Source organism: Kitasatospora sp. NPDC018619, from assembly GCF_044391605.1.
GTDB lineage: Bacteria > Actinomycetota > Actinomycetes > Streptomycetales > Streptomycetaceae > Kitasatospora.
This window is the reverse complement of record NZ_JBISAI010000011.1, coordinates 91,176-115,144: the sequence shown is the minus strand read 5'-3', so window position 1 is coordinate 115,144 and position 23,969 is coordinate 91,176. Positions and strand designations below refer to the sequence as shown.

Here is a 23,969-nt window from a genome sequence, read left to right as displayed (position 1 = left end):
TCGTTATCCAAGCGTTACTGAACGGCTTTCAGTAAAACCCTTCCGCACCTGCCGGTGCCGCGCCTACGGTAGCCGAACCCCATTCGGTCAGGCAGTCCGCGCACCCGTCGGTCCGCCCCACCCCGGAGAGGACGCACACCCCCGTATGCGCGCCGAGACGATCTTCACTGGCGGCCGGATCCACACCGGAGACCCCGCCCTCCCCCGCACCCACGCCCTCGCCGTCCGCGCGGGCCGCATCGCCGCCCTCGGCGACGCCGCCCTCGCGCTGCGCGACGACGGCACCGAGACCGTCGACCTCGACGGCGGCGCCCTGCTGCCCTCCTTCGGCGACGGCCACGTCCACCCCCTGCTCGGCGGCATCGGCCTGCGCGGGGTGCCGGTCCGCGACTGCACCAGCCTGGAGCAGGTCGTGGCGGCCGTCGGCGACTGGGCCCGGCGCCACCCCGAGGCCGAGTGGATCACCGGCGACGCCGTCGACCCCTGGCTGGCCGAGGGCGGGCTGTTCGACGCCCGGCTGCTCGACACCGCCGTACCCGACCGGCCGGTGCTGCTGCGCACCATGGACCACCACACCGGCTGGGCCAACAGCGAGGCGCTGCGCCGGGCCGGGTACGGGCCGGACACCCCCGAGCCGGTGGGCGGCGAGATCGTCCGGCGGCCGGACGGCAGCCCGCTCGGCACCCTGCGTGAGTTCGGTGCGCTCAACCCCGTCCTCGCGCTCGTCCCGCCGCTGCCCCTGGCCGAACAGGTCGCCGCACTGCGGGAGAGCACCGCCGCACTCGCCGGCGCCGGGATCACCTGGCTGCAGGACGCCTGGGTGGAGCCCGCACAGGTGGACACCTGGCTGGCCGCCGTCGCCGAGGAGGACCTCCCGGTCCGGGCCGGGCTCGCCCTGCTGCTCGAACCGGACGGCTGGCGCGCCCGGCTCCCCGGGCTGGCCGCCGACCGCGACCGGGTCGAGGCCGCCGGGCGCGGCCGGCTCAGCGCTCGGGCGGTCAAGTTCTTCGCCGACGGCGTCATCGAGTCCGGGACGGCCGCGCTGCTGGAGCCGTACAGCGACTGCCCGCACTCCCACGGCGTCGCCAACTGGACGGGCGCCGAGCTGGCGGACGCCGTCACCGCCGTGGACGCGCTGGGCTTCCAGGCACACATCCACGCGATCGGCGACCACGGCGTGCGCATCGCGCTGGACGCCGTCGAGGCCGCCACCCGGCGCAACGGGGCGCGCGACCGCCGACCGGTGATCGCGCACGTCCAGCTGGTGCACCCGGACGACCTGCCGCGCTTCGCGGAGCTCGGGGTGATCGCCAACTTCGAGCCGCTGTGGGCGCAGACCGACCCGCTGATGACCGAGCTCACCCTGCCCCGGATCGGCCCGGAGCGCGGCTCCCGGCAGTACCGGATCGCCGCCCTGCTGCGCGGCGGCGCCCGGATCTCCTTCGGCAGCGACTGGCCGGTCACCCGCTACGAGCCGCTGGCCGGGCTGGCCACCGCCGTCACCCGGCAGACCCCGGAGGGGCTGCCCGACGGCGGCTGGCTGCCCGAGGAGCGGATCGGGCTCACCGAGGCGCTGGCGGCGTACTCGGCGGGCGTGGCGCACCAGGCCTTCGAGGAGGGCGAGTGGGGTGTGCTGCGACCGGGCCTGCGGGCCGACCTGGTGCACCTGGCCACCGACCCGTACGCGGTGCCGACCGGTGAGCTGGCCTCGATCGAGGTGGCCGGCACCTGGCTCGGCGGCAAGCGCACCCACGGCGGGGCGAGCTCCGGCGGCGACCGCCCGCGGAGCTGAGGCGCCCCGCCCCGCCCGCGCGGCCCCCGCCACCGGCGCGGCCCGCGCCCGCGTTCCCGCGCCGCCGGACCTTCCTGACCGGTTCCGACCGTCCCCCACGGCGGCCGTGCCTCGTTTCCCGGTCGGCGGCCGACCCCCGACCGCCGGCCGCCGCCGGCCGCCCCGGCTCCGTCCGTACCCGCCACGCCCGTACCAGCCCTGTCCGTACCAGCCCTGTCCGTACCAGCCCTGTCCGTACCGCCCGGTCCGTACCACCCGCAGGAGAGCTCCCCCATGAATCCGCCCTCCGACACGGCCTCCGCCTCCGTGCACCGTCCCCCCGGAGCCCCCGCCGCTCCCACCGCCTCCCCCGGCGGTCTGGAGCGCGGGGTGCTCGGCACCGGCGACATCGTCTTCTTCGTCGTGGCCGCCGCCGCGCCGCTGACCGTGATGGCCGGCGTCGCACCGTTCGCGATCTCCTTCGGCGGCATCGGCACGCCGGTCGCCTACCTGGCCACCGGCGTGGTGCTGGCGCTCTTCGCGGTCGGGTTCACCGCCATGACCGCCCACATCCGCAACGCCGGCGCCTTCTACGCCTACGTCACCCGCGGGCTCGGCCGGGCGGCCGGGCTGGGCGCGGCACTGCTCGCGGTGCTCTCGTACAACGCCATCCAGATCGGGATGTTCGGCGCCTTCGGGTTCTTCGCCCACACCACGGCCGCCGACCTGCTCGGGCTGGACCTGCCCTGGCCGGTCTGGGCGCTGCTCGGCGTCGCGCTGGTCTGGTTCCTCGGCTTCCGCTCGATAGACCTCGGGGCCAAGGTCCTGGGGGCGCTGCTGATCGCCGAGACCGGCATCCTGCTGGTGCTCGCGGTGGCGGTGCTGGTCAGGGGCGGGGCGCACGGGCTGAGCCTGTCCTCGTTCGCCCCGGAGCACGTGTTCTCCGGCGGGATGGGCGGGGTGCTCGGCCTCTCCTTCGCCGCCTTCATCGGCTTCGAGGCCACCGCGATCTACCGCGAGGAGGCCCGCCGGCCGCAGCGGACCGTACCGCGCGCCACCTACGCCGCGATCGCCTTCCTCGGGCTCTTCTACACCTTCATCACCTGGATGATCGTGCAGGCCTTCGGCGACACCGGGGCGGTGGCGGCCGCCACCGCCGACCCGGCCGGGATGTTCTTCACCGCGATGACCGACTACGTCGGCGGCTGGGCGACGGACGTGCAGCGGGTGCTGATCGTCACCAGCCTGCTCGCGGCGCTGCTCGCCTTCCACAACACCATCACCCGGTACGGGTACGCGCTGGCCTCCGAGCAGGCCGCACCGGCCGCACTGGGCAGGGTCCACCCGCGCCACGGTTCGCCGTGGATCGGCGGCATCGCCCAGTCGGTGCTGGCTGCGGTGGCCGTCGGGGTGGCGGCGCTGATCGGCGCGGACCCGTACAACCAGTTCTTCCTCTGGGTGAACTCCCCCGGCGTGGTCGGCATCCTGGTGCTCCAGGCGCTGGCCGGGCTCGCCGTGTTCGCCTTCTTCCGCCGTGAGCGGGCGGCCGCCGCGAGCGCCGGGTTGCTCCGTACGGTCGTGGCACCGCTGGCCGCCACCGTGCTGCTGTGCGGGGCCACCGCGCTCGTGGTGTGGCGGCTCGACCTGTTCACCGGGGCCGGCCCGGAGGTCAACTGGCCGCTGGTCGCGATCGTGCCGCTGGTGTTCCTGACCGGCGTCGGGATCGCCCTGCGGCTGCGGGCCCGGCGGCCGGAGGTGTACGCGCGGCTCGGGACGAGCGAGGTCGACGCGGGCTGAGCGGCGAGCGGAGCGCGCTGGGCCCGGGGCCGGGCCCGGGTGAGGCCCCGGCCCGGGCCGTTCGTTCAGGCCGGGCCGACGGCGTTCAGGCCTGGCCGACGGCCTCGGCGAGGAGCCGGTAGGACGCCAGCAGCGCGGTGCGGTCGTAGGTGCTGGTGGCGACCAGGAACTCGTCCGCCCCGCTGCGGTCCATCAGCGCCCGCAGCTCGGCGGCGGCCTGCTCCGGGGTGCCCGCGATGTGCCCCTTGAGCGACTGCTCGAAGGCGGCCCGCTCCCGGGCGGTCATCTCCCGGGAGCGGATCTCCTCCGCGGGGGCCAGTGGCGGGAACTCTCCGTGGGTGCGGGAGTACGCGCCGGACCAGGCCTCCGGGACGAGCAGTTCGTGCGCCCGCTCGGCCGTCTCGGCGACGGCGACGGTGCCCGAGACCACCACGTACGGCTCGGCGGCCTGCGCGGAGGGGCGGAACCTGGCACGGTAGCGGTCGATCGCCGCCAGCATCCGCTCCTCCCCGTGCGGGGCGGCGATCACCAGCGGCAGCCCGGCCTCGGCGGCGAGGTCGGCGCCCGCGCCGGTGGCCAACAGGAAGGCCGGCACGTGCAGCCCCTCGGCCGGCCGGGCGTGGACGCCGCGGTGCGCCTGCTGGGTGCCGTCGAAGTAGCCGAGCAGTTCGGCCAGCTGGGCCCCGAACTCGTCCGCGGCGTCCTTCTCCCGTCCCAGTGCCCGCCGGACACCGTCGGTGAAGCCCACCGAACGCCCGAGCCCCATGTCGATCCGCCCGGGGAAGAGCGCGGCCAGCACGCCGAACTGCTCGGCCACCACCAGCGGTTGGTGGTTGGGGAGCATCACCCCGCCGGTGCCCACCCGGATGTCCGTGGTGGCCGCCGCCACCGCCGCGGCGAGCACCGTGGGCGCCGATCCGGCCACCCCCGGCACACCGTGGTGCTCGGAGACCCAGAACCGGTGGTACCCGAGCCGCTCCGCCTCCCGGGCGAAGGCCACCGTGGACCGCAGCGCCAGGGCGGGCTCCTCGCCCCGTCTCGTGCGGGAGCGGTCGAGCACGGAGAGCTTGGGCACGGCGGGCGCGGCGATGGTCACGTCCGTGGACAACGCCCACCCCTCGCACGGGCATTCCCCGGGAGGACCCGGCCGGGTGCCCTGACCGGCGGCCGACCGGTCAGGCGCCCGCCCCGGGTATTCGGCCCCGGCCGGCGGCCCCGGCCCCACCCCCGGCCCCGGCCTTCGCCTTCCGACGGCCCCAGGGCTTGTACACCGAGAGGATCACGATGGCCAGGTAGAGCGTCAGCGCCACCGCCGGGACGATCACCGTGTTGTAGCGGACGAAGCCGAGCTCCGCGACCGTGATCGGGCCGGTGGGGTGCGCGTCCGCCGCCCGCACCGCCTCGTGCAGCCGGTCGGTGAGGGCGAGGACGGAGGCCGCCAGCGCCCCGAGCGTCAGCCAGAACTTGACGCTCACCCAGTGGTACCGGAAGAGCCCCCAGGACGTGCCGAGCCCGAGGACCACCCCGCTCAGGAAGGTGAGCAGGCCCAGCGGCAGCACCAGCGCGTCCCCGAGCAGGCCCATCGCCCGGTAGGCGGTGCGCAGCCGGTCGGCGTCCGCGGTCGTCAGCGCCGCCACCGCCAGGGTGAGCAGGCAGAGCATCAGCGCCAGCCAGCCCACCGAGGCGACGACGTGCAGGACGACCAGCGCTTTGCGCAGCGCCGGCGGCAGGCGCCTGCCGCCGGCCGGCGGAGCGGCCGCCCGCCGCGGCGTCGGTTCGGACGCCGCGTGGGCGCCGGTGGGCGAGCGCATGGGTACCTCCTTCGAGTCGGGGCGCGAGCACGGCCCCACACTCTCCCGCCGACGCCTCATCGGACATCCGACGGTGGAAGTAACCTCGCCTACTCCAGGGCGAGTACGCGCCCTGGCGGGTCGCTGCCCGCCGAGGAGGCGCCCCCGGGGGCGCCTCCTGACCGGGGAGCGACCCCCGGCCGCCGCCGGGGGCGCTGCGGCCCGGAGCCGGCCTCAGTCGGTCACCGCGAACCCGTGCGCCGCTCCCAGCCGGTTCAGCGAGGCCGGCCCGGGGATCCCGTCCGCCGCCCCCGCCTCGTACCCGCAGCGCCGCTGCCAGGCCGCGTACGCGGCGACCGTCCGGGTGCCGAACGAGCCGTCCACCCACCGCTGGTCGAGCAGCCCCTCGTCCGCGAGCGCCTGCTCCACGATCGCCACCTCGGCCCCGTACGTCAGGTGGCCCTGCGCGGCGCCCGGGTCCGCCCCCGCGGCCGCGACCACGTGGGACACCGAGACCGTCCGCTGCCCGGGCAGGTAGCCGAGCAGCCGGCGCAGCGAGCCCTCGCCCGGCACGCCGTCCGCCGCCTGCCCGGAGTAGCCCAGACTCCCCTGGTAGTCGGCGTAGTTCGCGGTGTCCGCGTCCGTCCAGTCCGGGCCGGGCCCGGAGCGGTAGTGGCGGCCGAAGCCGTGCGCGACCAGTGCCCGCCCGACCGCCGTCACCTGGTAGCCCCGGGCGCCGTAGCCGTACGGCAGGCCGTTGATGCTGACCTGGTAGCGCGCGGGCGTGGCCGGGGGCCCCGGGTGCTGCTGCGAGGGCGGGACGCCCGGGGAGCCGGACCCGTGGGTGAAGTCCGGCCAGGAGCCGGGGTCGGTGTGGTCGTTGTACGGCACGTGGGCGTGCGCGTACCAGCCCCCGACGGCCTCCCAGGTCCGTTCGTCGCGGTGGCTGGAGAAGTCGGCCGGCCGGCCCATCGGCCAGTTGTCGGGCACGCCCCAGGAGGAGATCCAGGCGTGGAGCCGGTCCCAGCCGGCGCACGGGGTGTCGACCAGGCGCGGGTAGACGACGCCCTGGTAGCGGCAGTAGGGGAAGAAGACCGCCTCGATCTGGATCACCACCCGCCCGGCGCGGTTGGTGCGGGTCGGGCTCTGGTCGGGGCTGCGCAGGCTCTTCGAACGGGAGTCGGCCGGGAACAGCTGCGTCGCGCGGCCGCTGAACGGGTCCCAGACCAGGTGCGGCGCTTCACCGGCGCCGCCGCCGGTGAAGTAGCCGACCAGGTCCTCGTAGGGGCACCAGTCCTGCGGTGCGGCAGCGGTCGCGTTGCGGTCCCAGGTGATGTGGGCGATGGCCTTCGGCGGGTACTGCTGGTCGGTCGGTGCGTGGTCGCCGAGGTCGTGGACCTCGGCGCCGGGCAGCCACAGTTCGGGCATCGCTGGCTCCTCCCAACGGTGTGAGGGCATCACCTCCGGTATCGGCAGGAAGGGCCCGCGGATTGACCCCGACGGCGTAATTTCCCGGTGCTGAACCCCTCGCACTCGTCCGGCCGTTCGACTCTGCGGGGGAGGTTCGCCCCCGTGTGCGATCCGGGCGCCCGTGCGGGGGCGTCCGATCGCCCGGCGGGGGGGCGCATTCCACCCCGCCGGAGCCGCGCTGTCAATCGTTGACATCAAAAGTGGTCTAGTCCACGGTGGTCCGGCGGACCGGCCCCAGCCCCGCGCCCGGGTACTCCCGTGCGCCCAACAGGCCGTCGCGGTAACGAATCTGACGATCCGATGGAGAAGCCCGCACCATGCAAAGAGTCTGCCTCGCCCTGCCCACCATGCGGCCCTGTCCCGACACCATCGCGGAGCTCGCCGAGGAGGCGGCCTACGCCGTCGAGAACTTCGGGGTCGAGGTACACCTGCTCGTCCTCGACACCAACGACGACGCCGGGTTCGCGCGGAACGCAGGCGCCGTCGCCGCGATCGAGCCCACCCCCGGCGTGGTCGTCCACCACCTCGGCGAGGCGCGGCAGCGGGAGTTCCTGCGCCGGGTGGCCGAGCGCTCCGGCGCCGCCGACCCCGACCTGCTGCTCGACCTGATGCTCCCGCGGGCCGTCGCGTACGGCTCCTGCGTCAACCGGCTCTTCCTGGGCGCGGCCGCCCTCGGCTGCACCTCGGCGCACCTGCGCAACGACGACGCCGACTTCCAGGTCGTCGACGGCCGGAAGGTCTTCCCGATCCACCACGAGCTGCTCTCGATCGGCCGGCCGGCCCGCGAGGCGGCGGCCGTCGTGTCCCGCTCCCTGCTCGACCCGGCCGACGCGGACAAGCCGGTGATGCTGGTCAGCGGCTCCTTCATCGGCGAACTCAACGTGGACATCGGCGAGATTCACGAGCTGGACCCGGCCGTCTACCGCGACGTGGTGCGCCTGTGGACCCCGCCGGTGTGGTCGGAGGAGGAGCGGGACGCGATGGTGGACGTCTCCTTCAAGGGCGCCGGCTCCGAGCCCTTCAGCACCGACGAGTCGGTCCTCGGCGTGCCCGACATCTGGGACGTCTACATGTGCAACATCGCCCTGGACCACCGGGCCTACGAGGCGCTGCCGCTGCTGCCCTCGACCGAGACCATCGGCAGCGACTACGCGCTGCTGCACGCCCTGGTCCACTCGCGGCTGCCCGGCGTCGTCCACAACCGCCACATCGTCAACTACTACACGCCCGAACGCCGCACCGGCTCCGGCTTCGTCGCCTACCAGCTGCGGTTCGTCAAGTTCCTGCTCTCGATGCTGTACCTGTACCCGGTCTACGGCGGGATGATCGACCTCGGCCGCGACCTGCTGGACGAGCGGCACGGGCTGAGGGTCGAGCCGCTCCTCGACCTGGTGCGGGGCAGCGTCGACTGGGACCAGGCAGGGAACGAGCACTGCCTGGACGTCCTGGACCGCTCCTACCGCAAGCTGGGCGGCAAGTACGCCGAGCTCGCGGACGTGGTGGCGCAGCGGCGCCGGCAACTGCTGGACGAGGCCCGGGAGGACGCCGAGCGCTGGGCGGTGCTGATCGGGTCCTGGGCGTCACTGGTGGCCGCCTCCCGCGCGGAGGGGCTCGGCGCGGCCGCCGAAGCGCTCGGCACTGCCTCGGAGGGGCTCGGCGCGGCCGCCGAAGCGCTCGGCACCGCTTCGGACGGGCTCGGCGCTTCCGCGGACGGACGCGGCACCGCCGCGGAGGTCGCGGCCGGGTGAGCGGGGACCTCCGGATCCGGCTTTTGGCCGAGGCCGACTGGGACGCCGTCGTCGCGCTGGAGCACGACGCCTACGCGGCCGACGGCCTGTCGGAGGGGCGGGAGGCGCTCCGGTCCCGCGCCCTCGCCTCGCCGGGGACGTGCTTCGTGCTGGAGCAGGGCGGCGCGGTCCGCGGCTACCTGCTGAGCCTGCCGTACCCGCCGCTGCGCTGCCCGGACCTCGCCCGGCCGGAGGAGGCGGCGTTCGCCTCGGACAACCTGCACGTGCACGACCTGGTGATCGCCGAGGACCTGCGCGGCCGGGACGTCGCGCTGGGGTTCATCCGGCACTTCCGGGAGCACGCGGAGGAGCTGGGCTACCAGCGGATCTCGATGGTCGCGGTGCGCGGGGCGGACATCCTGCTGCGGCTGCTCGGGTACCGGGCGCACCGGGAGGTGGCCGTCCCCGCCTGCTACGGGCGGCGCGCCGTCTACATGTCGATGCCGGTGCGCTGACCTGCGGAAACGCGGCGCCGATGATCACTCGTTCGGCCTAGCCCCGGCGGCGAAGATCACCCCATCGGGTGAAGCTGGTGGCGGCTGCGCCTCGCGCGCTGCCGCCACCGGCACCGTCCGTACGCCCGAGGGAGCAGAGCATGAAGGCCGCAGTCGTCCACGACTTCACCGAGCCGCTGGTCATCGAGGACCGGCCCGTTCCCGAGCCCGCCGCGCAGCAGGTCCGGGTCCGGATCGAGGCCTCCGGCCTCTGCCACACCGACATCCACGCCGCCCACGGCGACTGGCCGGTCAAGCCCAGCCCGCCGTTCGTCCCCGGGCACGAGGGCGTCGGCGTCGTGGAGGCGGTCGGCGGGCAGGTCCGGCACGTCCGGGTGGGCGAGCGGGTCGCCATCCCCTGGCTCGCGGACGCCTGCGGGCGCTGCGACCAGTGCGTCACCGGCTGGGAGACGCTCTGCCTCCAGCAGCACAACAGCGGCTACTCGGTGGACGGCGCCTACGCCGAGTACGCGCTGGCGCACGGTGACTACGTCGTCCCCGTCCCCGACGGGGTCGACCCGCTGGACGCCGCACCGCTCTCCTGCGCGGGCGTCACCACGTACAAGGCGCTCAAGGTCTCCGATGCCGGCCCCGGCACCCGGGTGCTGGTCTCCGGCATCGGCGGGCTCGGCCACCTCGCCCTCCAGTACGCCCGGATCTTCGGGGCCGAGACGATCGCCGTCGACGTCACCGACGACAAGCTCGCCCTGGCCCGCGAGCTCGGCGCCGACCACGTCCTCGACGCCCGTACCCAGGACGTCGCCGCCGAGGTCCAGGCCCTGGGCGGCGCCCACGCCTCAATCGCCCTCGCCGTCAGCAACGCCTCCTTCCAGGCCGCCTACGGCGCCCTGCGGCGCGGCGGCACCCTCGTCCTGGTCGCCCTCCCGGCCGGCGGCAAGCTCGAACTGCCCGTCTTCGAGACGGTGTTGAACGGCACCAAGGTGATCGGTTCGATCGTCGGCACCCGCGAGGACCTCGCCGAGGTCTTCCGCCTGCACGCCCTCGGCCGCACCCGGGTGATCCGCGAGACCCGCCGACTCGAGGACGTGAACGCCTGCTTCGACGAGGTGCTGGGCGGCAAGGTCTCCGCCCGCCTGGTCTTCGACATGCGCTGACCGGCCGCCCTCGCCCGTGCCGGGCCCGGTCCACCGGCGCTGCCCCGGCCCGGCCCGTGGACCGGCGGCACCCCCGGCCGGACGGCGGGCACCATGCCCGAATGCCGTCACCGCTCTACGCCGCCGCCCGCAACCCCGTCCTGCCGCCCGACCTCCTCCGGTCCCTCGTCCGTAGCGCGCCCGGCCGTGCGGGGCGGCGCCCCCGGACGGCGCGGGTTCGTCCGGGTGGCGTTGCAGTTGCGTCTCCGTTCCGTCCCGCCCGGGGCGAAGCGGGCGGCGGTCCAGGATGGTGGGGGCGACCACTCGTGCGGCAGGGGGAGTTGCCATGGGGGACGGCCGGGAATCGGCACCGGGGGCGGTCGCGGCGCTGCTGGGCGACGGTCCGCACCGGGCGGTGGCCGACGTCGTGCGGGCGCGGTTGCGGATGGTGCCGGAGGGGGCCCGCGCGCTCGCCGCGGCGCAGGCACGCCCGGGCGACGCCGAGGCGCGGGCCCTGCTGACCACCGCGGTCGAGCACCTGCTGGCCACCGACCCGGCGTTCGCGCAGTACCTGGCCACCACCGGGCTCGGCGGGCCCGGCGATCCGCCGACCGTCCGGTTGCGGGGCGAGCCCGGCACCCTCCGGCTGCGGGTCGGGCCGCCGTCCGCGCCGCCGCCGAAGGGCCCGGCCACCGTCCAACTGCGGACCGGCCCCGCGGCCGCCCGCGCCCGGGCGCTCGGCTCCGGGCGGAGCACCGCCGGGATCGTCGCGGCGCTCGTCCTGGTGCTGATCGCCGTGCTGGTCGCGCTCGGCGTCCACCTGGGCTCGCGCCCGCTGATGAAGCCCGGCGGGCCCGAACTGGCCCATGCCGCCCCTCCGTTGAGCGAGCCGACGGTGGTGCGCAGCGTACTGCCCGGCGAAGGGGCGATGCCGCCCGGCTGGCGGGTGCAGCGGGGGCCGCAGTCCGGGACGGGCCCGGCCGACGGGTCGCCGTGCCTGCCGCCGGGCCCCTGCGGCCGGCAGCTCGCCTACGCCACCGTGACGTTCGGCGCGGCACCGGTGCAGACCGTGGAGTTCGGCGTGGTCGCCTTCCCCTCCCCCGAGGCCGCCGCCGAGGGCTTCGAGGCCATGCTGGCACGCATCCCCGGCGAGGAGCCGACGGCGGTGGCGATCCCCCGGATCGGCGACCGGAGCACGACCCGGGTCGACGGCTCCTCGTCGGCGGTGGCGCTGGTCCGGCTCGGCGGCGTGCTGCTGGTGGTGCGCGGCGACGGGCCGGGCGCCGCCCTCACCGCGCCCGGGCTGACGGTCTTCGCCCGGCTGCTCGCCGACCGGGCCCGGCAGGCCCAGGACGGGCGCATCCCCGACGCCTCCGCCCGGGAAGCGGCGGGCTGACCTGCCCGATCACCGAGAAGGGGCGAGAGCGGGCAGCGGGAGCACAGCGCGCCGGGCTTCGCGAACCGGACGCCGGACGAGCACCGGGGCCGTCCCCCGAATGCATGTACCGCTCTCTTGACTGGCGTCACCAAGGCGCCATACTGGCCTCACTCCCGCTCGCACGACGAGGTGCCGCCCATGGAGCTCTCCCCCTCGGCGCACGTGGACACGTTCTGCCGAGACCACCTCCCACCCTTCGAGCAGTGGCCCGAACTCCTCTTCGATCTCCCGGAGTTGGCCTACCCCGACCGCCTGAACTGCGCCGCCGCCCTGCTCGACGACACCATCGGACGCCTCGGCCCGGACCGCCGCTGCCTGCTCACCCCCACCGACCAGTGGTCCTACGGCGAACTGCGCGACCGCGCCGACCGGATCGCCCGCCTGCTGACCGAGGACCTCGGCCTCGTCCCCGGCAACCGGGTCCTCCTGCGCGGCCCCAACACCCCCTGGCTGGCAGCATGTTGGCTCGGCGTGCTGAAGGCCGGCGGAGTGACCGTCACCACCGTGCCGCTGCTGCGCGCCGCCGAGCTGACCGAGCTGCACCGCATCGCCGGGCCCGTCCTCGCCCTGTGCGACCACCGCTTCCTGGCGGAGCTGCACCGCGCGCGGACCCCCGGGCTGCGCGTCCTCGGCTTCGGCGGCCCGGGCCCCGAGGACCTCACCGCCCGCTGCGCCGCCAAGCCCGCCGGCTTCCCGGCCGTCCCGACCGCCGCCGACGACGTCGCACTGATCGCCTTCACCTCCGGCACCACCGGCCGCCCCAAGGCCACCCTGCACTTCCACCGCGACGTGCTCGCCATCGCCGACACCTTCTCCCGCCACCTGCTCCGCCCCACCCCCGAGGACCTCTTCGCCGGGACGCCGCCGCTCGGCTTCACCTTCGGCCTCGGCGGCCTGCTGGTCTTCCCGCTGCGGGCGGGCGCCGCCGGGCTGCTGCTGGAGCAGGCCGCCCCCGAGCAGCTCGCCGAGCACGTCCGCCGCCACCGGGTGAGCGTGCTGTTCACCGCGCCGACCGCCTACCGGGCGATCCTGGCCGCCGGGCTGGCCGACCGGCTGGCCGGGGTGCGGCGCTGCGTCTCGGCGGGCGAGCCGCTGTCCGCCGAGGTCTGGCAGGCCTTCCACGCGGCCACCGGCCGCCGGCTGATCGACGGCATCGGCGCCACCGAGCTGCTGCACGTGTTCGTCTCCGCCGCCGACGAGGACATCCGCCCCGGCGCCACCGGCCGCCCCGTCCCCGGCTTCCGGGCCGCGGTTCTGGACGGGCAGGGCCGCCCGGTGCCGGACGGCGAACCCGGACTGCTCGCCGTCAAGGGCCCGACCGGCTGCCGCTACCTGGACGACGAGCGCCAGCTGGACTACGTCCGCGACGGCTGGAACCTCACCGGCGACACCTACGTCCGGGACGGCGACGGCTACTTCTGGTTCCGGGCGCGCAGCGACGACATGATCGTCTCGGCCGGCTACAACATCGCCGGGCCCGAGGTGGAGCGGGCCCTGGCCACCCACCCCGACGTGGCCGACTGCGCGGTGGTCGGCGCGCCGGACGAACACCGCGGCACGGTGGTCAAGGCGTACGTGGTGCTGCGCGCCGGCGCACCCGCCGGGCCGGAGACGGCCCGCGCGCTCCAGGAGCACGTCAAGCGCACCATCGCACCATACAAGTACCCCCGGACGGTCGAGTTCCTGCCCGAGCTGCCGCGCACCGCGACCGGCAAGCTGCACCGTGCCGAGCTGCGCCGACGGTCCGTGCCCAGCCCGGCCAGCGTCACCGTCGAGCGCCGGGTGGAGTGGTCCGACACCGACGCCGCCGGGCACTACCACTTCTCCGCCGTGCAGCGCTGGGCCGAGGCGGCGGAGGCGGCCCTGCTGCGCCGGCTCGGGCTCGCCGAGCTGTTCGGGCGGATCCCCCGGGTGCACTTCGAGGCCGACTACCGCGAGCGGCTCTGGTTCGGCGACGTGGTCCGCACCGAGCTGCGGGTTGTCCGGGTCGGCGGGTCCTCGCTGCACTACGCCTTCGAGGTGCACGGCCCGAACGGGCTGGCCGCCAGCGGGCGGATGTCGGTGGTGCACGCCGGCCCGCGCGACGGGGGCGCCGAGCCGTGGCCCGCACCGGTCCGCCGCGCGCTGATCGAGGCGGGGCCGCAACGGCCCGAGGTGGTCGCATGAGCACCGCGCGGGAGCGCTCCCCGGCCGGCGCCGCGGTCCGCCGGATCGCCGTGATCGGGGCCGGCCCCGGCGGGCTCTACTTCGCCGCCCTGGCCAAGCAGCTGGCGCCCGACCGGGAGATCACCGTCTTCGAACGCGACGGCCTGGACGACCGGACCGGCTTCGGCGTGGTCTTCTCCGACGAGACCCTGGACGGCATCGCCCGGGCCGATCCGCGCGTCTTCGCCGCGATCAGCGCCGAGTTCGCCCGCTGGAGCGACATCGACATCCGCTACGCGGGCGAGGTCCGCACCAGCGGCGGCCACGGCTTCGCCGCGCTGGACCGCAACCGGCTGCGCGCCGTCCTCCGGGAGCGCTGCGCCGAGCTGGCGGTGGACCTGCGCTACCGCACCCCGGCCCCGCCCGTCGACCGCCTGGCCGACGGGTACGACCTGGTGGTGGCCGCCGACGGCATCCGCTCCGGCACCCGCGCCGCCCACCCGGAGAGCTTCCGGCCCGACCTGGACAAGCGGCACTGCCGCTACATGTGGCTCGCCACCGACAAGGTCTTCGAGGCCTTCACCTTCATCGTCGAGCGCTACGACTTCGGCGTCCTCCAGGTGCACGCCTACCCGTACAGCGCCACCCGCTCGACCTTCATCGTCGAGGCGGCCGCGGACGCCTGGCGCCGCGCGGGCTTCGAGGCCCTCGGCACCCCGGAGCCGGCCCGCGGCCGGAGCGACCTGGCAAGCGTACGGCGCTGCGCGGACCTGCTCGCCGGGCACCTGGACGGCCACCGGCTGATCCCCAGCGCCTCCCGCTGGATCCGCTTCACCACGGTGCGCAACGCGAGTTGGCGCCACCGCAACGTCGTCCTGCTCGGCGACGCCGCGCACTCCGCGCACTTCTCGATCGGCTCGGGCACCAAGCTCGCCCTGGAGGACGCCCTCGCCCTGGCCGCGGCCCTGAGCGAACAGCCCTCCCTGGACGAGGCGTTGGCCGCCTACGAGGCCGAGCGGCGACCGGTGGTGGAGTCCACCCAGCGCGCCGCGCAGGCCAGCCTGGAGTGGTTCGAGACCATCGGGCGGCGCACCGGCCAGGGGGCCGACCAGTTCGCCTTCAACCTGCTCACCCGCAGCCGAAGGGTCACCTACGGCAACCTGCGGGCCCGCGACCCGGCCTTCGTGGACGCCGTGGAGAGCGCCGTCGGCGGCCCGCCCAGGGTACCGCCGATGTTCCGGCCGCTGGCACTGGGCGCGCTGGAGCTGCGCAACCGGATCGTGGTGCCCCCGCTCGCCACCTTCACCTCCCCCGACGCGCTGCCCAGCGGCTTCGACCGCGCCCAGCTCACCGGGCACGCGCTCGGCGGCGCCGGGCTGGTGATCGCCGGGATGACCGCCGTCAGCCCCGAGGGCCGGGCCACCGACCGCTGCCCCGGCCTGTGGGCCGACCACCAGGAGGCCGCCTGGCGCGAACTGGTCCGGGCCGTCCGGGAGGTGAGCGACACCCCGCTCGGCCTCCAGCTGACCCACGCCGGCCGCCGCGGGGCGACCGCCGCCCCCGGGCCCGACGGCATCGGGCGCCCGCTCGCCGACGGCTGGCCGCTGCTCGCCCCCTCGGCCCTGCCCTGGGACGCCGGCAGCCCGCTGCCGCACGAAGCGAACGACATCCAACTGGCCGCGGTCACAGCGGACTTCGCAGCCGCCGCCGAGCGGGCCGGCCGGGCCGGCTTCGACGTGCTGGAGCTCCAGTTCGGCCACGGCCACCTGATCTCCTCCTTCCTCTCCCCGCTCACCAACCGCCGCACCGACCGCTACGGCGGCCCGCTCGCCCACCGGCTGCGGCTGCCGCTGGAGGTGCTGACGGCGGTCCGCGCCGCCTGGCCGGCCGAACGGCCGCTGCTGGTGCGGATCTCGGCGAGCGACTGGGCGCCCGGCGGCACCACCGAGGAGGAGGCGGTGGCGATCTGCCGCGCGCTCGGCGGGGCCGGGGCCGACGCACTGGACGTCTCCACCGGCGAGGTGGTGGCGCACCAGCGGCCGCCGTACGGGCGCGGCTTCCAGACGCCGTTCGCCGAGCTGGTCCGCACCGCCACCGGACTGCCGACCATCGCGGTCGGTGCGATCTCCGGCTCCGACGACGCCGACTCCGTCCTGCTGGCCGGCCGGGCCGACCTGGTGGCCGTCGGCCGCGCCCACCTCCACGACCCGCTGTGGACGCTGCACGCCGCCGCCGAACGGGGCTACACCGGCCCCGGAGCCCGCTGGCCCGCGCCCTGGCGGGCCGGCAGCCGGAAGCCGCCGGGCCCGAACGCCGACCGGGTCGCACCCCGCCTGCACCTGCTGCGCGAGCCGCCCGCCCCCGTGCACCGCCGCTGGTCACCGCCCCTTCCCTCCGGACCCCCCGAGGAGTGACGAGGAACCATGCCCCACCTCCCCCGCTTCACCGCCGCCGCCGTCCAGGCCGCCCCGGTCTACCTGGACCCGGCCGCCACCGTCGACAAGGCCGTCGCCCTGGTCCACGAGGCGGCCGGGCACGGCGCCGGACTGGTGGTCTTCCCCGAGGTGTTCGTGCCCGGCTACCCGTACTGGAACTGGACGATGAACCCGGTGCAGGGCTCGCCCTGGTACGAGCGGCTGTTCCGGGCGGCCGTGGACGTCCCCGGGCCGTACGTCGACACCCTGCGGGCCGCCGCCCGGCAGACCGGCACGGTGCTGGTGATCGGCGTGAACGAACGCGGCGGGCCCGGTCTCGGCCCGCTGTACAACACCGTGCTGACCATCGGGGACGACGGCGAACTGCTCGGCGTGCACCGCAAGTTGATGCCGACCTGGGCCGAGAAGCTGACCTGGGGGCAGGGCGACGGCAGCACCCTGCGGGTGCACCGAACCGCCGTCGGCCCGCTCGGCGCGCTGGCCTGCGGCGAGAACACCAACCCGCTGGCCCGCTTCACCCTGCTGGCCCAGGGCGAACTCGTCCACGCCGCCTGCTACATCGCGCTGCCGGTCGCCCCCGAGGACTACGACATGGCCGACTCGATCGCCCTGCGCACCGCCGCGCACTGCTTCGAGGGCAAGGTGTTCTCCGTCGTCTCCTGCTCCACCGTGTCGCCCGAGATGGTGGACCTGCTCGCCGGTGACGACCCGCTGCTCCGCAAGCAGCTCGCCCGCCCGCACAGCGCGCTGTCCGGCGTCTTCGGCCCGGACGGCCGGCCCGTCACCGAACCGCTGGTCGACGAGGAGGGCATCGTCTACGCCGAGATCGACCTCGGCCGCTGCGTCCAGCCCAAGCAGATGCACGACATCGTCGGCCACTACAACCGCTTCGACGTCTTCCGGCTGCACGTGGACAACCGCCCGCTGCGGCCCCTGGCCCTGCCCGAGGAGGAGGCATGACCGCCACCGGTCCCGCCCGCGAGGGCGGCCGCGACGACGACCACGACGACGCCCGGATCGGCCGGGCCAGGGTCACCGACAGCCCGGAACTGCGCGCCTACTACGAGGAGTTGGCCAGGCACCAGGCCGGAGCCCTGTGGACGGTCGCGAACGAGATCGAGCCCTGGTACCCGCAGCCGAGGTCCGTACCGGCGCTCTGGCGCTACGCCGACCTCCGCCCGCTGGTGCGCAAGGCACTTCCACTGGTGAAGGCCGACGACGCCGGGCGCCGGGTGGTGATGCTGGTGAACCCGGGCCGCCGCGAACTCAGCGCCGCCGTCGGCCTGTTGTACACCGGCCTGCAGATCATGGGCCCCGGCGAGGCGATGACCGCGCACCGCCACCAGGCCTCCGCGCTGCGCTTCGTGCACGAGGGCACCGGCGCCTGGACGATCGTGGACGGCCAGAAGCTCAGGGTCGGCCCGCGCGACTTCGCGATCACCCCGAACAACACCTGGCACGAGCACGGCAACGAGGCCGACGACGCCCCGGTGATCTGGCAGGACGGCCTGGACATCCCGCTGGTCAACACCCTCGACGCCAACTTCTACGAGGTCCACCCGGAGCTGTACCAGCGGCCGGCCCCGGTCGTCGGCTCCTCGCTGCTCAGCTACGGCGGCAACCTGCTGCCGTACGGCGTCGAGAAGTGGACCAGGCCCTACTCGCCGCTGCTCGGCTGGCCCTGGGAGCCCAGCTACGACGCGCTGCGCCGGCTCGCCCGCGCCACCGAGGGCTCCCCGTACGACGGCGTGATCATGGAGTACACCAACCCCGTCACCGGCGGCCCGGTGATGCCCACCATGTCCGCCCACCTCCAGCTGCTGCGCCCCGGCCAGGCCACCCGCGCCCACCGGCACACCGGCTCGGTGGTGTACACCGCGGCCAAGGGGCGGGGCGTCTCGGTGATCGCCGGGCAGCGCTTCGCGTGGCAGCGGAGGGACGTCTTCGTCGTCCCGTCCTGGGCCTGGCACGAGCACGAGAACCTCGACCGGGGCGAGGACGCCTGCCTGTTCTCCTTCAACGACTTCCCGGTGATGCACGCGCTCGGCCTGTACCGCGAAGAGGCCCATCCGGACGGGCAGCAGCCCACCACCCCCGCCTGACCAGGAGCCCCACCGCCATGCACCTGCTCACCTTCCGCGCCGACGGCGACGACACCCCCCGGCTCGGCGCCCGCACCGGCGACGACCGGATCGTCGACCTGACCGCCCTGGCCACCGCCGCCGGGGCCGAACTCCCGCCCGACCTGCTGGGGTTGGTCCGCGCCGGGGAACCGGCCCTGGCCACCGCCCGCAGCCTGCTCGCCGGAGCCCCGGCCACCCGGCCGCTCGCCGAGGTCGCCCTGTGCGCGCCGCTGCGCCCCGGCAAGATCGTCGGTGTCGGCCTCAACTACGTCGAGCACGTGGCCGAGTCGCACCGCACCCTGGACACCGACCGCGAACTGCCCGACCGCCCGGTGCTGTTCGGCAAGCCCTCGACCGCCGTCACCGGCCCGGGCGGGCCCATCCCGCACAACGGCGACCTCACCGAGCAGCTGGACTGGGAGTGCGAACTCGCCGTGGTGATCGGCGCCCCGGCCTTCCGGGTGGCCGAGGCGGACGCGCTGCGGCACGTGTTCGGCTACAGCATCGTCAACGACATCAGCGCCCGCGACCAGCGCCGCTCCGGCCAGTGGTTCTTCTCCAAGGGCCAGGACGGCTACGCCCCCTTCGGCCCCGTCGTGGTGACCGCCGACGAGATCCCCGACCCCCAGCGGCTCGACCTCTCGCTCAAGGTCAACGGAGAGCTGAAGCAGGACTCCAACACCCGCCACATGCTGTTCGGCGTCGCCCGGCTGATCGCCGACATCTCCTCCGGCGTCACCCTGGAGCCGGGCGACGTGATCGCCACCGGCTCCCCCTCGGGCGTCGGCGCCGGGATGGTGCCCCCGCAGTTCCTCCGGCCCGGGGACCTGGTCGAGGCCACCATCGAGCGGATCGGCACCCTCGCCAACCCGGTGGTCGACGCCCGCCGTCCAGCCCCGGACCGGAAGGGGGCGTCCACCCGGTGACCACCTACCGGATCGGCCAGATCGTCCCGAGTTCCAACGTCACCATGGAGACCGAGGTCCCCGCCCTGCTGCGGGCCCGCGAGGCGGTCGCCCCCGAGCGGTTCACCTTCCACTCCAGCCGGATGCGGATGACCAGGGTCACCCCCGAGCAGCTCCGGGCCATGGACGCCGAGTCGGACCGCTGCGCCGCCGAGCTCTCGGACGCCCGGGTGGACGTGCTCGGCTACGCCTGCCTGGTCGCCGTGATGGCCACCGGCCCCGGTTACCACCGCGAGGCCGAGCGGCGGCTGCACCTGCGCACCATCCAGAACGGCGCCCCCGCACCCGTGGTCACCAGCGCCGGCGCCCTGGTCGCCGGGCTGCACGAGCTGGGCGCCGCGAGGATCGCCATGGTCACCCCGTACCTGCGGCCGCTGGCCCGCACGGTGGTCGGGTACCTCGCCGCGGAGGGCATCGAGGTGCTCGACCACGCCGCGCTGGAGATCGCCGACAACCTCGACGTGGCCGCCCACGACCCGGCCCGGCTGCCCGCCATCGCCCGCCGCCTCGCCCATGCCGAGGCGGACGCGGTGGTGCTCTCGGCCTGCGTCCAACTGCCCTCGCTCACCGCGCTGGAGGAGGCCGAGCAGCAGCTCGGCAAGCCGGTGGTCTCGGCCGCCGTCTGCACCACCCACCAGCTGCTGCGGGCGCTCGGCCTGCCCGCCTTCGCCCCCCGGGGCCGGCCGGCTGCTCTCCGGCGCGTACGCCTAGGGCATGTCTGACAATTCGCCGCGCACCCGGCGAGAATTGTCAGACACGCCCTAAGGACAGGCCCTGGTTCCCGCCGTAGCAGACCGCCCCCGCCGCCGCCCCGGGGACCGGCCGGTCCGGCAAAGACCGGCAAGACCCTTCCCGGCCCCGGCGCCCTCGTTATGATCACCACCAGTCGCCGGGGAGGAGGCCCGCACATGTCCGAGAGCGCGCCCCGGCCGAGCTCCCTGATCCACACCGTCTACGGCGAGTTCGTCCGCCGCCTCGGCGGCTGGATATCCATCGCCGACCTGATCGCCCTGCTGGCCGAGCTGGACGTGGACGGCCCGGCCGTCCGCTCGGCGATGTCCCGGCTGAAGAAGGCCGGCACCCTGCGCCAGGAGCGGCGCGCCGGGGCGACGGGGTACCGGCTCGCCCCGGCGGTGGAGCCGCTCTTCGAGGAGGGCGACCGGCGGATCTTCCACAGCCTGGAGCCCGCCGAGCTCGCCGACGGCTGGGTGGTGGCGGTCTTCTCGGTGCCGGAGTCCGCCCGCGCGCACCGCCACCAGCTGCGCTCCCGGCTGAGCTGGCTCGGCTTCGGCAACGCCGCCCCCGGCGTCTGGCTGGCGCCCGCCCGGCTGCTGCCGGACGCCCGCCGGCTGCTGGACCGGCTCGGCCTGAGCGCCTACGTCCACCTCTTCCTCTCCGCCGAGTACGCCGGCTTCGCCGACCTCCGCGAGGCGGTGGCGACGTGGTGGGACCTCCCGGCGATCGAGGCCCAGTACGCGGCCTTCGCCGACGCCTGGCGCCCGGCCGCCGAGGAGCTGCGCGAGCGCTCACCGGTCGACCCGGCCGGAGCCTTCCGCGACTACGTGCCGATGCTCACCCGGTGGCGCCGCCTGCCGTACCTCGACCCGGGGCTGCCCGCCCGGTTGCTGCCCGCCGACTGGAACGCGGTGCCGGCCCGCGCCGTGTTCACCGAGTTGCACGGGCTGCTCGCCGAGCCCAGTCTCCGGTACGTCGAGAAGGTGACCGGGCTGTCCCCCCTCCAGGAGCCGCGATGACCGACCACGCCCCCGCCGACCTGCTGGTCCGCGCCGCCGCCGTGCACACCCTGGTGCCCGGCGAGCCGCCCCGCAGGGCGGTCGCCGTCACCGGCGGCCGGATCACCGCGCTGTCCGCCGCGCCCGGCGGGCTGGACGCCCTGATCGGCCCGGCCACCGAGGTGGTGGACGCCCCGGGCTCGACGGTGCTGCCCGCCTTCGACGACACCCACGCCCACCTGGTCCTGGCCGGGCACAGCGTCCACGGCGTGCCCGTCCACCGGGCCCGCGACCTCGACGGGTTCCTGGCGCTGGTCCGCGAGCGCGCCGCCCGCACCCCCGCCGGGGAGTGGATCCACACCACGGTGAACTGGCAGGAGGTGCTGCTGGCCGAGCAACGGATGCCCACCGTCCGCGAGTTGGACGCGGCCACGGCCGACCATCCGGTGCTGGTGCGCCGGGGCGCCTACAACATGGTGCTCAACTCCGCCGCGCTGCGGCTGGCCGGGATCACCGAGGCCACCGAGGCGCCGCCGGGCGGGGTGGTCGAGCGCGACGCCCACGGGCACCTGACCGGCCGGCTCGTCAACCGGGCGGTCGAGCTGGTCGAGCGGGTGCTGCCGCGTCCGACCCTCGCGGAGCGGATCGCGGGCCTGCGGGCCGCGTCCTCACAGTTCGCCGCCACCGGGATCGGCACCGTCCGCGACTGCCTGGTCCCGGTCGAGGACCTCGACGTGCTGGCCGCCGCGCGGGCCCAGGACGCCCTGGCCGTACGGGTCCGGGCGCTGGTCTCCGGCTTCGCGGCCCGCACGCCGGAGCAGGTGGACGCGCTGCTGGACCGGATGGACGAGTGGCGCGCCGCCGGCCGCGACGACGGCCGACTGCGCCTGTGGGGCGTCAAGTTCGGCATCGACGGCGGCTTCGAGGCGGGCGCGGTGGAGGAGCCGTACCGGGGGCAGCCGTGCTACCACGGGCGGCTGCTGTGGGAGCCGGACGAGCTGCTCGCGGCGGTGGACCGGGTGGTCGGGCGGGGCTGGCGGGTCGGCGTGCACGCCTGGGGCGACCGCGGACTGCGGGTGCTGCTGGACGTGTTCGAGCAGGTCGCCGCGCGTCGCCCCGGACTGCCGCCCGGCACGTTGGTGGTCGAGCACGGCGGCCTGGCCCGCCCCGAGCAGCGGGCCCGGGCGGTCGCCCTCGGCGTCCCGGTGACGGTCCAGCACCCGCTGCTGCACGACGGCGCGCTCGCCCAGCAGCGCGCCTGGGGCGAGGAGCGCACCGCCGCGCTCTTCCCGCTGCGCGAGTGGCTGGACGAGGGCGCGCTGATCACCGGCGGCTCGGACTTCCCGGTCGGCCCGTACGGCGCGATGGTGTCGGTGTGGGGCATGACCACCCGGGGTACCACGGCCGGGGTGGTCGGCCCGGAGCACGCGATCGGCCGGGCCGAGGCGGTCGCGCTGCACACCGTGAACGCGGCCCGGCTGACCGGCGAGAGCGCCGTGCGCGGCAGCCTGCGGCCGGGGGCGTTCGCCGACCTCACGGTGTGGCCGGTCGACCCGCTGGACTGCCCGGTGGACGCGCTGCGCGACCTGCGCCCCTCCCGTACGGTGATCGGCGGCCGTACCGCACACCACGGCTGACGTCCCGTCAGGCGGCTGCCAGCTCCCGCAGGTCGATGCCGCGGTGCAGCGCCCGCAGGTCCTCGTGCAGCGTGGACGGCGGGACGACGAGCACGCCGCAGCGGGCCCGGTCCAGGCAGCGCCGGGTGACCGAGCGGCGCAGCAGCCCCCGCACCCGGGCGGCCGGGCCGCCCTGCCCGCCGCTGCTGACCACCAGCAGGTCGCCCGGACGGTCGGCGAGGCCGGTCAGCACGGCCGCGGCCTCGCCGCGCACGACCAGGGGCTGCACCGGCACGCCGACCGGCAGTCCGCCGAAGGCCTGCTCCAGCGCGCCCGCCATCCGCGCCTCGGCGAGCTCCTGCCAGGCGCGCAGCAGCGGCGGGCACGGCCGGGCCCGGTAGCTGCGCTCTCCGCCGACCGGGGTCCAGGCGAGCACCGGCACTAGGACCGCCTGCCGGGCCCGGGCCTCCTCGGCCGCCCGGTGCAGGGCGGTGAGGCTGTGCAGGGAACCGCTGACTCCGACGATGACGCGGGCGCCGTCCGACATGATCCTTCGCTTTCCGGTGTCAGAACTCTTCAATGTCTGCAATTAGATTGCCACATCCATATTTTGCCTGCAAATCTAAGGCATTCACTGAATATCACCTTGCATCGCCCGGCATATCCATGCCCGGGCCATCCACCCCGACCGGACGGACCTCCTGGAGCAGCCCCCAGGTGAAGTCGGCCTCGTACCGGCGGAGCCGACCGTCCGCGTCCGGCACGGAGAGGTCCAGCCGGAACCTGCTCGGCGCGCTCCCCTCCCGCGGCACGGCGGACGGGAAGGCGGCCCCGACGTCGCCGACCACGCAGCCCCACGGCACGAGGTCGCCCGGCGTGCGCAGCTCGGGTGCCGGTACGCCCGGCGCCCGCACCAGCCACTCGTTCAGCACCGCCCCGCGTGCCCCGGCCGGGCCCAGCAGGACCTCGAAGCGCAGTGCGGGCCAGAGCGGGAGCGACCACTGCCGCGCGACACAGCCGAGGTCTCCGATCCGACGCGGCACGCTCGCCTCGGCCGGCCCGAGCACCGCCGCGTACCGGGCGCCGCCGCGCGGGAACCCCGGCGCACGGACCATCGCCTGCCAGCGCCGGTTGGCCTCCCGCATCGAGGCCCGGGTGGCGCCGAGCCGCCGCACCGCCTCCTCGACCAGTCCCGGCTGGAAGTCGGCCATCCGGCGCAGCAGTACCAGCTGGAACTCGGTGACCCCGAATCCGTTGATCGCCATGCGGAAAGCCTAGAACCCTCCCGCCATTCGAGCACGTGTTCGAACC

General features: G+C 75.4%; 19 protein-coding genes and 1 pseudogene. 15 read left to right on the top strand and 5 right to left on the bottom strand.

Features of this window, described 5'->3' with window-relative positions; all coding sequences use genetic code 11:
• Positions 1–145: 145 nt before the first annotated feature.
• Both ACH5AR_RS19175 and ACH5AR_RS19170 read left to right on the top strand, forming a co-directional pair.
• Positions 146–1,792, top strand: coding sequence for an amidohydrolase (locus ACH5AR_RS19175; RefSeq protein WP_396302602.1), 1,647 nt, complete (start codon positions 146–148; stop codon positions 1,790–1,792).
• A 273-nt stretch (positions 1,793–2,065) separates the two neighbouring features.
• The gene (locus tag ACH5AR_RS19170) at positions 2,066–3,568 is read left to right on the top strand and encodes an APC family permease (protein WP_396302601.1); all 1,503 of its coding nucleotides are present in this window, start codon (positions 2,066–2,068) and stop codon (positions 3,566–3,568) included.
• Positions 3,569–3,653: 85 nt separating this feature from the next.
• On the opposite strand, the gene ACH5AR_RS19165 is transcribed toward ACH5AR_RS19170, so the two are convergent.
• The 3 genes from ACH5AR_RS19165 to ACH5AR_RS19155 form a co-directional block, all read right to left on the bottom strand.
• Positions 3,654–4,676, bottom strand: a complete 1,023-nt coding sequence (locus ACH5AR_RS19165) for an LLM class flavin-dependent oxidoreductase (protein ID WP_396302600.1) — start codon at positions 4,674–4,676, stop codon at positions 3,654–3,656.
• A 67-nt stretch (positions 4,677–4,743) separates the two neighbouring features.
• Positions 4,744–5,379, bottom strand: a complete 636-nt coding sequence (locus tag ACH5AR_RS19160; RefSeq protein ID WP_396302599.1) for a DUF2269 domain-containing protein — start codon at positions 5,377–5,379, stop codon at positions 4,744–4,746.
• Between the two features lie 213 nt (positions 5,380–5,592).
• Positions 5,593–6,786 carry a peptidoglycan-binding protein gene (locus ACH5AR_RS19155; RefSeq protein WP_396302598.1) on the bottom strand — a complete coding sequence of 398 codons (1,194 nt, stop codon included), beginning with the start codon at positions 6,784–6,786 and terminating at the stop codon, positions 5,593–5,595.
• Positions 6,787–7,145: 359 nt separating this feature from the next.
• Between ACH5AR_RS19155 and ACH5AR_RS19150 the strand changes: the two genes are divergently transcribed.
• From ACH5AR_RS19150 to ACH5AR_RS19090, 13 genes and pseudogenes are all read left to right on the top strand, one after another.
• Positions 7,146–8,576, top strand: a complete 1,431-nt coding sequence (locus ACH5AR_RS19150) for a DUF6271 family protein (protein WP_396302597.1) — start codon at positions 7,146–7,148, stop codon at positions 8,574–8,576.
• Positions 8,573–9,070: a GNAT family N-acetyltransferase gene (locus ACH5AR_RS19145; RefSeq protein WP_396302596.1), complete on the top strand. Its 498-nt coding sequence runs from the start codon at positions 8,573–8,575 to the stop codon at positions 9,068–9,070. Before ACH5AR_RS19150 ends, ACH5AR_RS19145 begins: the two co-directional genes overlap by 4 nt.
• Before the next feature lie 140 nt (positions 9,071–9,210).
• The gene (gene adhP, locus ACH5AR_RS19140; RefSeq protein ID WP_396302595.1) at positions 9,211–10,224 is read left to right on the top strand and encodes an alcohol dehydrogenase AdhP; all 1,014 of its coding nucleotides are present in this window, start codon (positions 9,211–9,213) and stop codon (positions 10,222–10,224) included.
• A 325-nt stretch (positions 10,225–10,549) separates the two neighbouring features.
• Positions 10,550–11,599 carry a hypothetical protein gene (locus ACH5AR_RS19135; protein ID WP_396302594.1) on the top strand — a complete coding sequence of 350 codons (1,050 nt, stop codon included), beginning with the start codon at positions 10,550–10,552 and terminating at the stop codon, positions 11,597–11,599.
• Positions 11,600–11,779: 180 nt separating this feature from the next.
• Positions 11,780–13,378: pseudogene (locus tag ACH5AR_RS19130) on the top strand (AMP-binding protein); the annotation flags it as partial.
• Between the two features lie 9 nt (positions 13,379–13,387).
• Positions 13,388–13,807, top strand: coding sequence for an acyl-CoA thioesterase (locus ACH5AR_RS19125; protein ID WP_396302744.1), 420 nt, complete (start codon positions 13,388–13,390; stop codon positions 13,805–13,807).
• A complete protein-coding gene (locus ACH5AR_RS19120; protein WP_396302593.1) occupies positions 13,804–16,200 on the top strand; it encodes an FAD-dependent monooxygenase in 2,397 nt (798 codons plus the stop codon). The genes ACH5AR_RS19125 and ACH5AR_RS19120 overlap by 4 nt, the downstream gene beginning before the upstream one ends.
• Positions 16,201–16,209: 9 nt before the next feature.
• Positions 16,210–17,181 (top strand): carbon-nitrogen hydrolase family protein, encoded by a 972-nt coding sequence (locus ACH5AR_RS19115; RefSeq protein WP_396302592.1) that lies wholly within the window; start codon positions 16,210–16,212, stop codon positions 17,179–17,181.
• On the top strand, positions 17,178–18,323 hold the full coding sequence (locus ACH5AR_RS19110; protein ID WP_396302591.1) for a cupin domain-containing protein: 1,146 nt from the start codon (positions 17,178–17,180) through the stop codon (positions 18,321–18,323). The genes ACH5AR_RS19115 and ACH5AR_RS19110 overlap by 4 nt, the downstream gene beginning before the upstream one ends.
• Positions 18,324–18,340: 17 nt before the next feature.
• The gene (locus tag ACH5AR_RS19105; RefSeq protein WP_396302590.1) at positions 18,341–19,270 is read left to right on the top strand and encodes a fumarylacetoacetate hydrolase family protein; all 930 of its coding nucleotides are present in this window, start codon (positions 18,341–18,343) and stop codon (positions 19,268–19,270) included.
• Positions 19,267–20,031, top strand: a complete 765-nt coding sequence (locus ACH5AR_RS19100) for an Asp/Glu racemase (protein ID WP_396302589.1) — start codon at positions 19,267–19,269, stop codon at positions 20,029–20,031. Before ACH5AR_RS19105 ends, ACH5AR_RS19100 begins: the two co-directional genes overlap by 4 nt.
• A gap of 186 nt (positions 20,032–20,217) precedes the next feature.
• Entirely contained in the window at positions 20,218–21,063 is an 846-nt protein-coding gene (locus tag ACH5AR_RS19095) for a PaaX family transcriptional regulator C-terminal domain-containing protein (protein ID WP_396302588.1), read from the top strand.
• Positions 21,060–22,679 (top strand): amidohydrolase, encoded by a 1,620-nt coding sequence (locus tag ACH5AR_RS19090; protein WP_396302587.1) that lies wholly within the window; start codon positions 21,060–21,062, stop codon positions 22,677–22,679. Before ACH5AR_RS19095 ends, ACH5AR_RS19090 begins: the two co-directional genes overlap by 4 nt.
• A 7-nt stretch (positions 22,680–22,686) precedes the next feature.
• On the opposite strand, the gene ACH5AR_RS19085 is transcribed toward ACH5AR_RS19090, so the two are convergent.
• Together ACH5AR_RS19085 and ACH5AR_RS19080 are read right to left on the bottom strand one after the other, a co-directional pair.
• Entirely contained in the window at positions 22,687–23,205 is a 519-nt protein-coding gene (locus ACH5AR_RS19085) for a universal stress protein (RefSeq protein ID WP_396302586.1), read from the bottom strand.
• Between the two features lie 94 nt (positions 23,206–23,299).
• A complete protein-coding gene (locus tag ACH5AR_RS19080; protein ID WP_396302585.1) occupies positions 23,300–23,923 on the bottom strand; it encodes a hypothetical protein in 624 nt (207 codons plus the stop codon).
• Positions 23,924–23,969 lie beyond the last annotated feature (46 nt).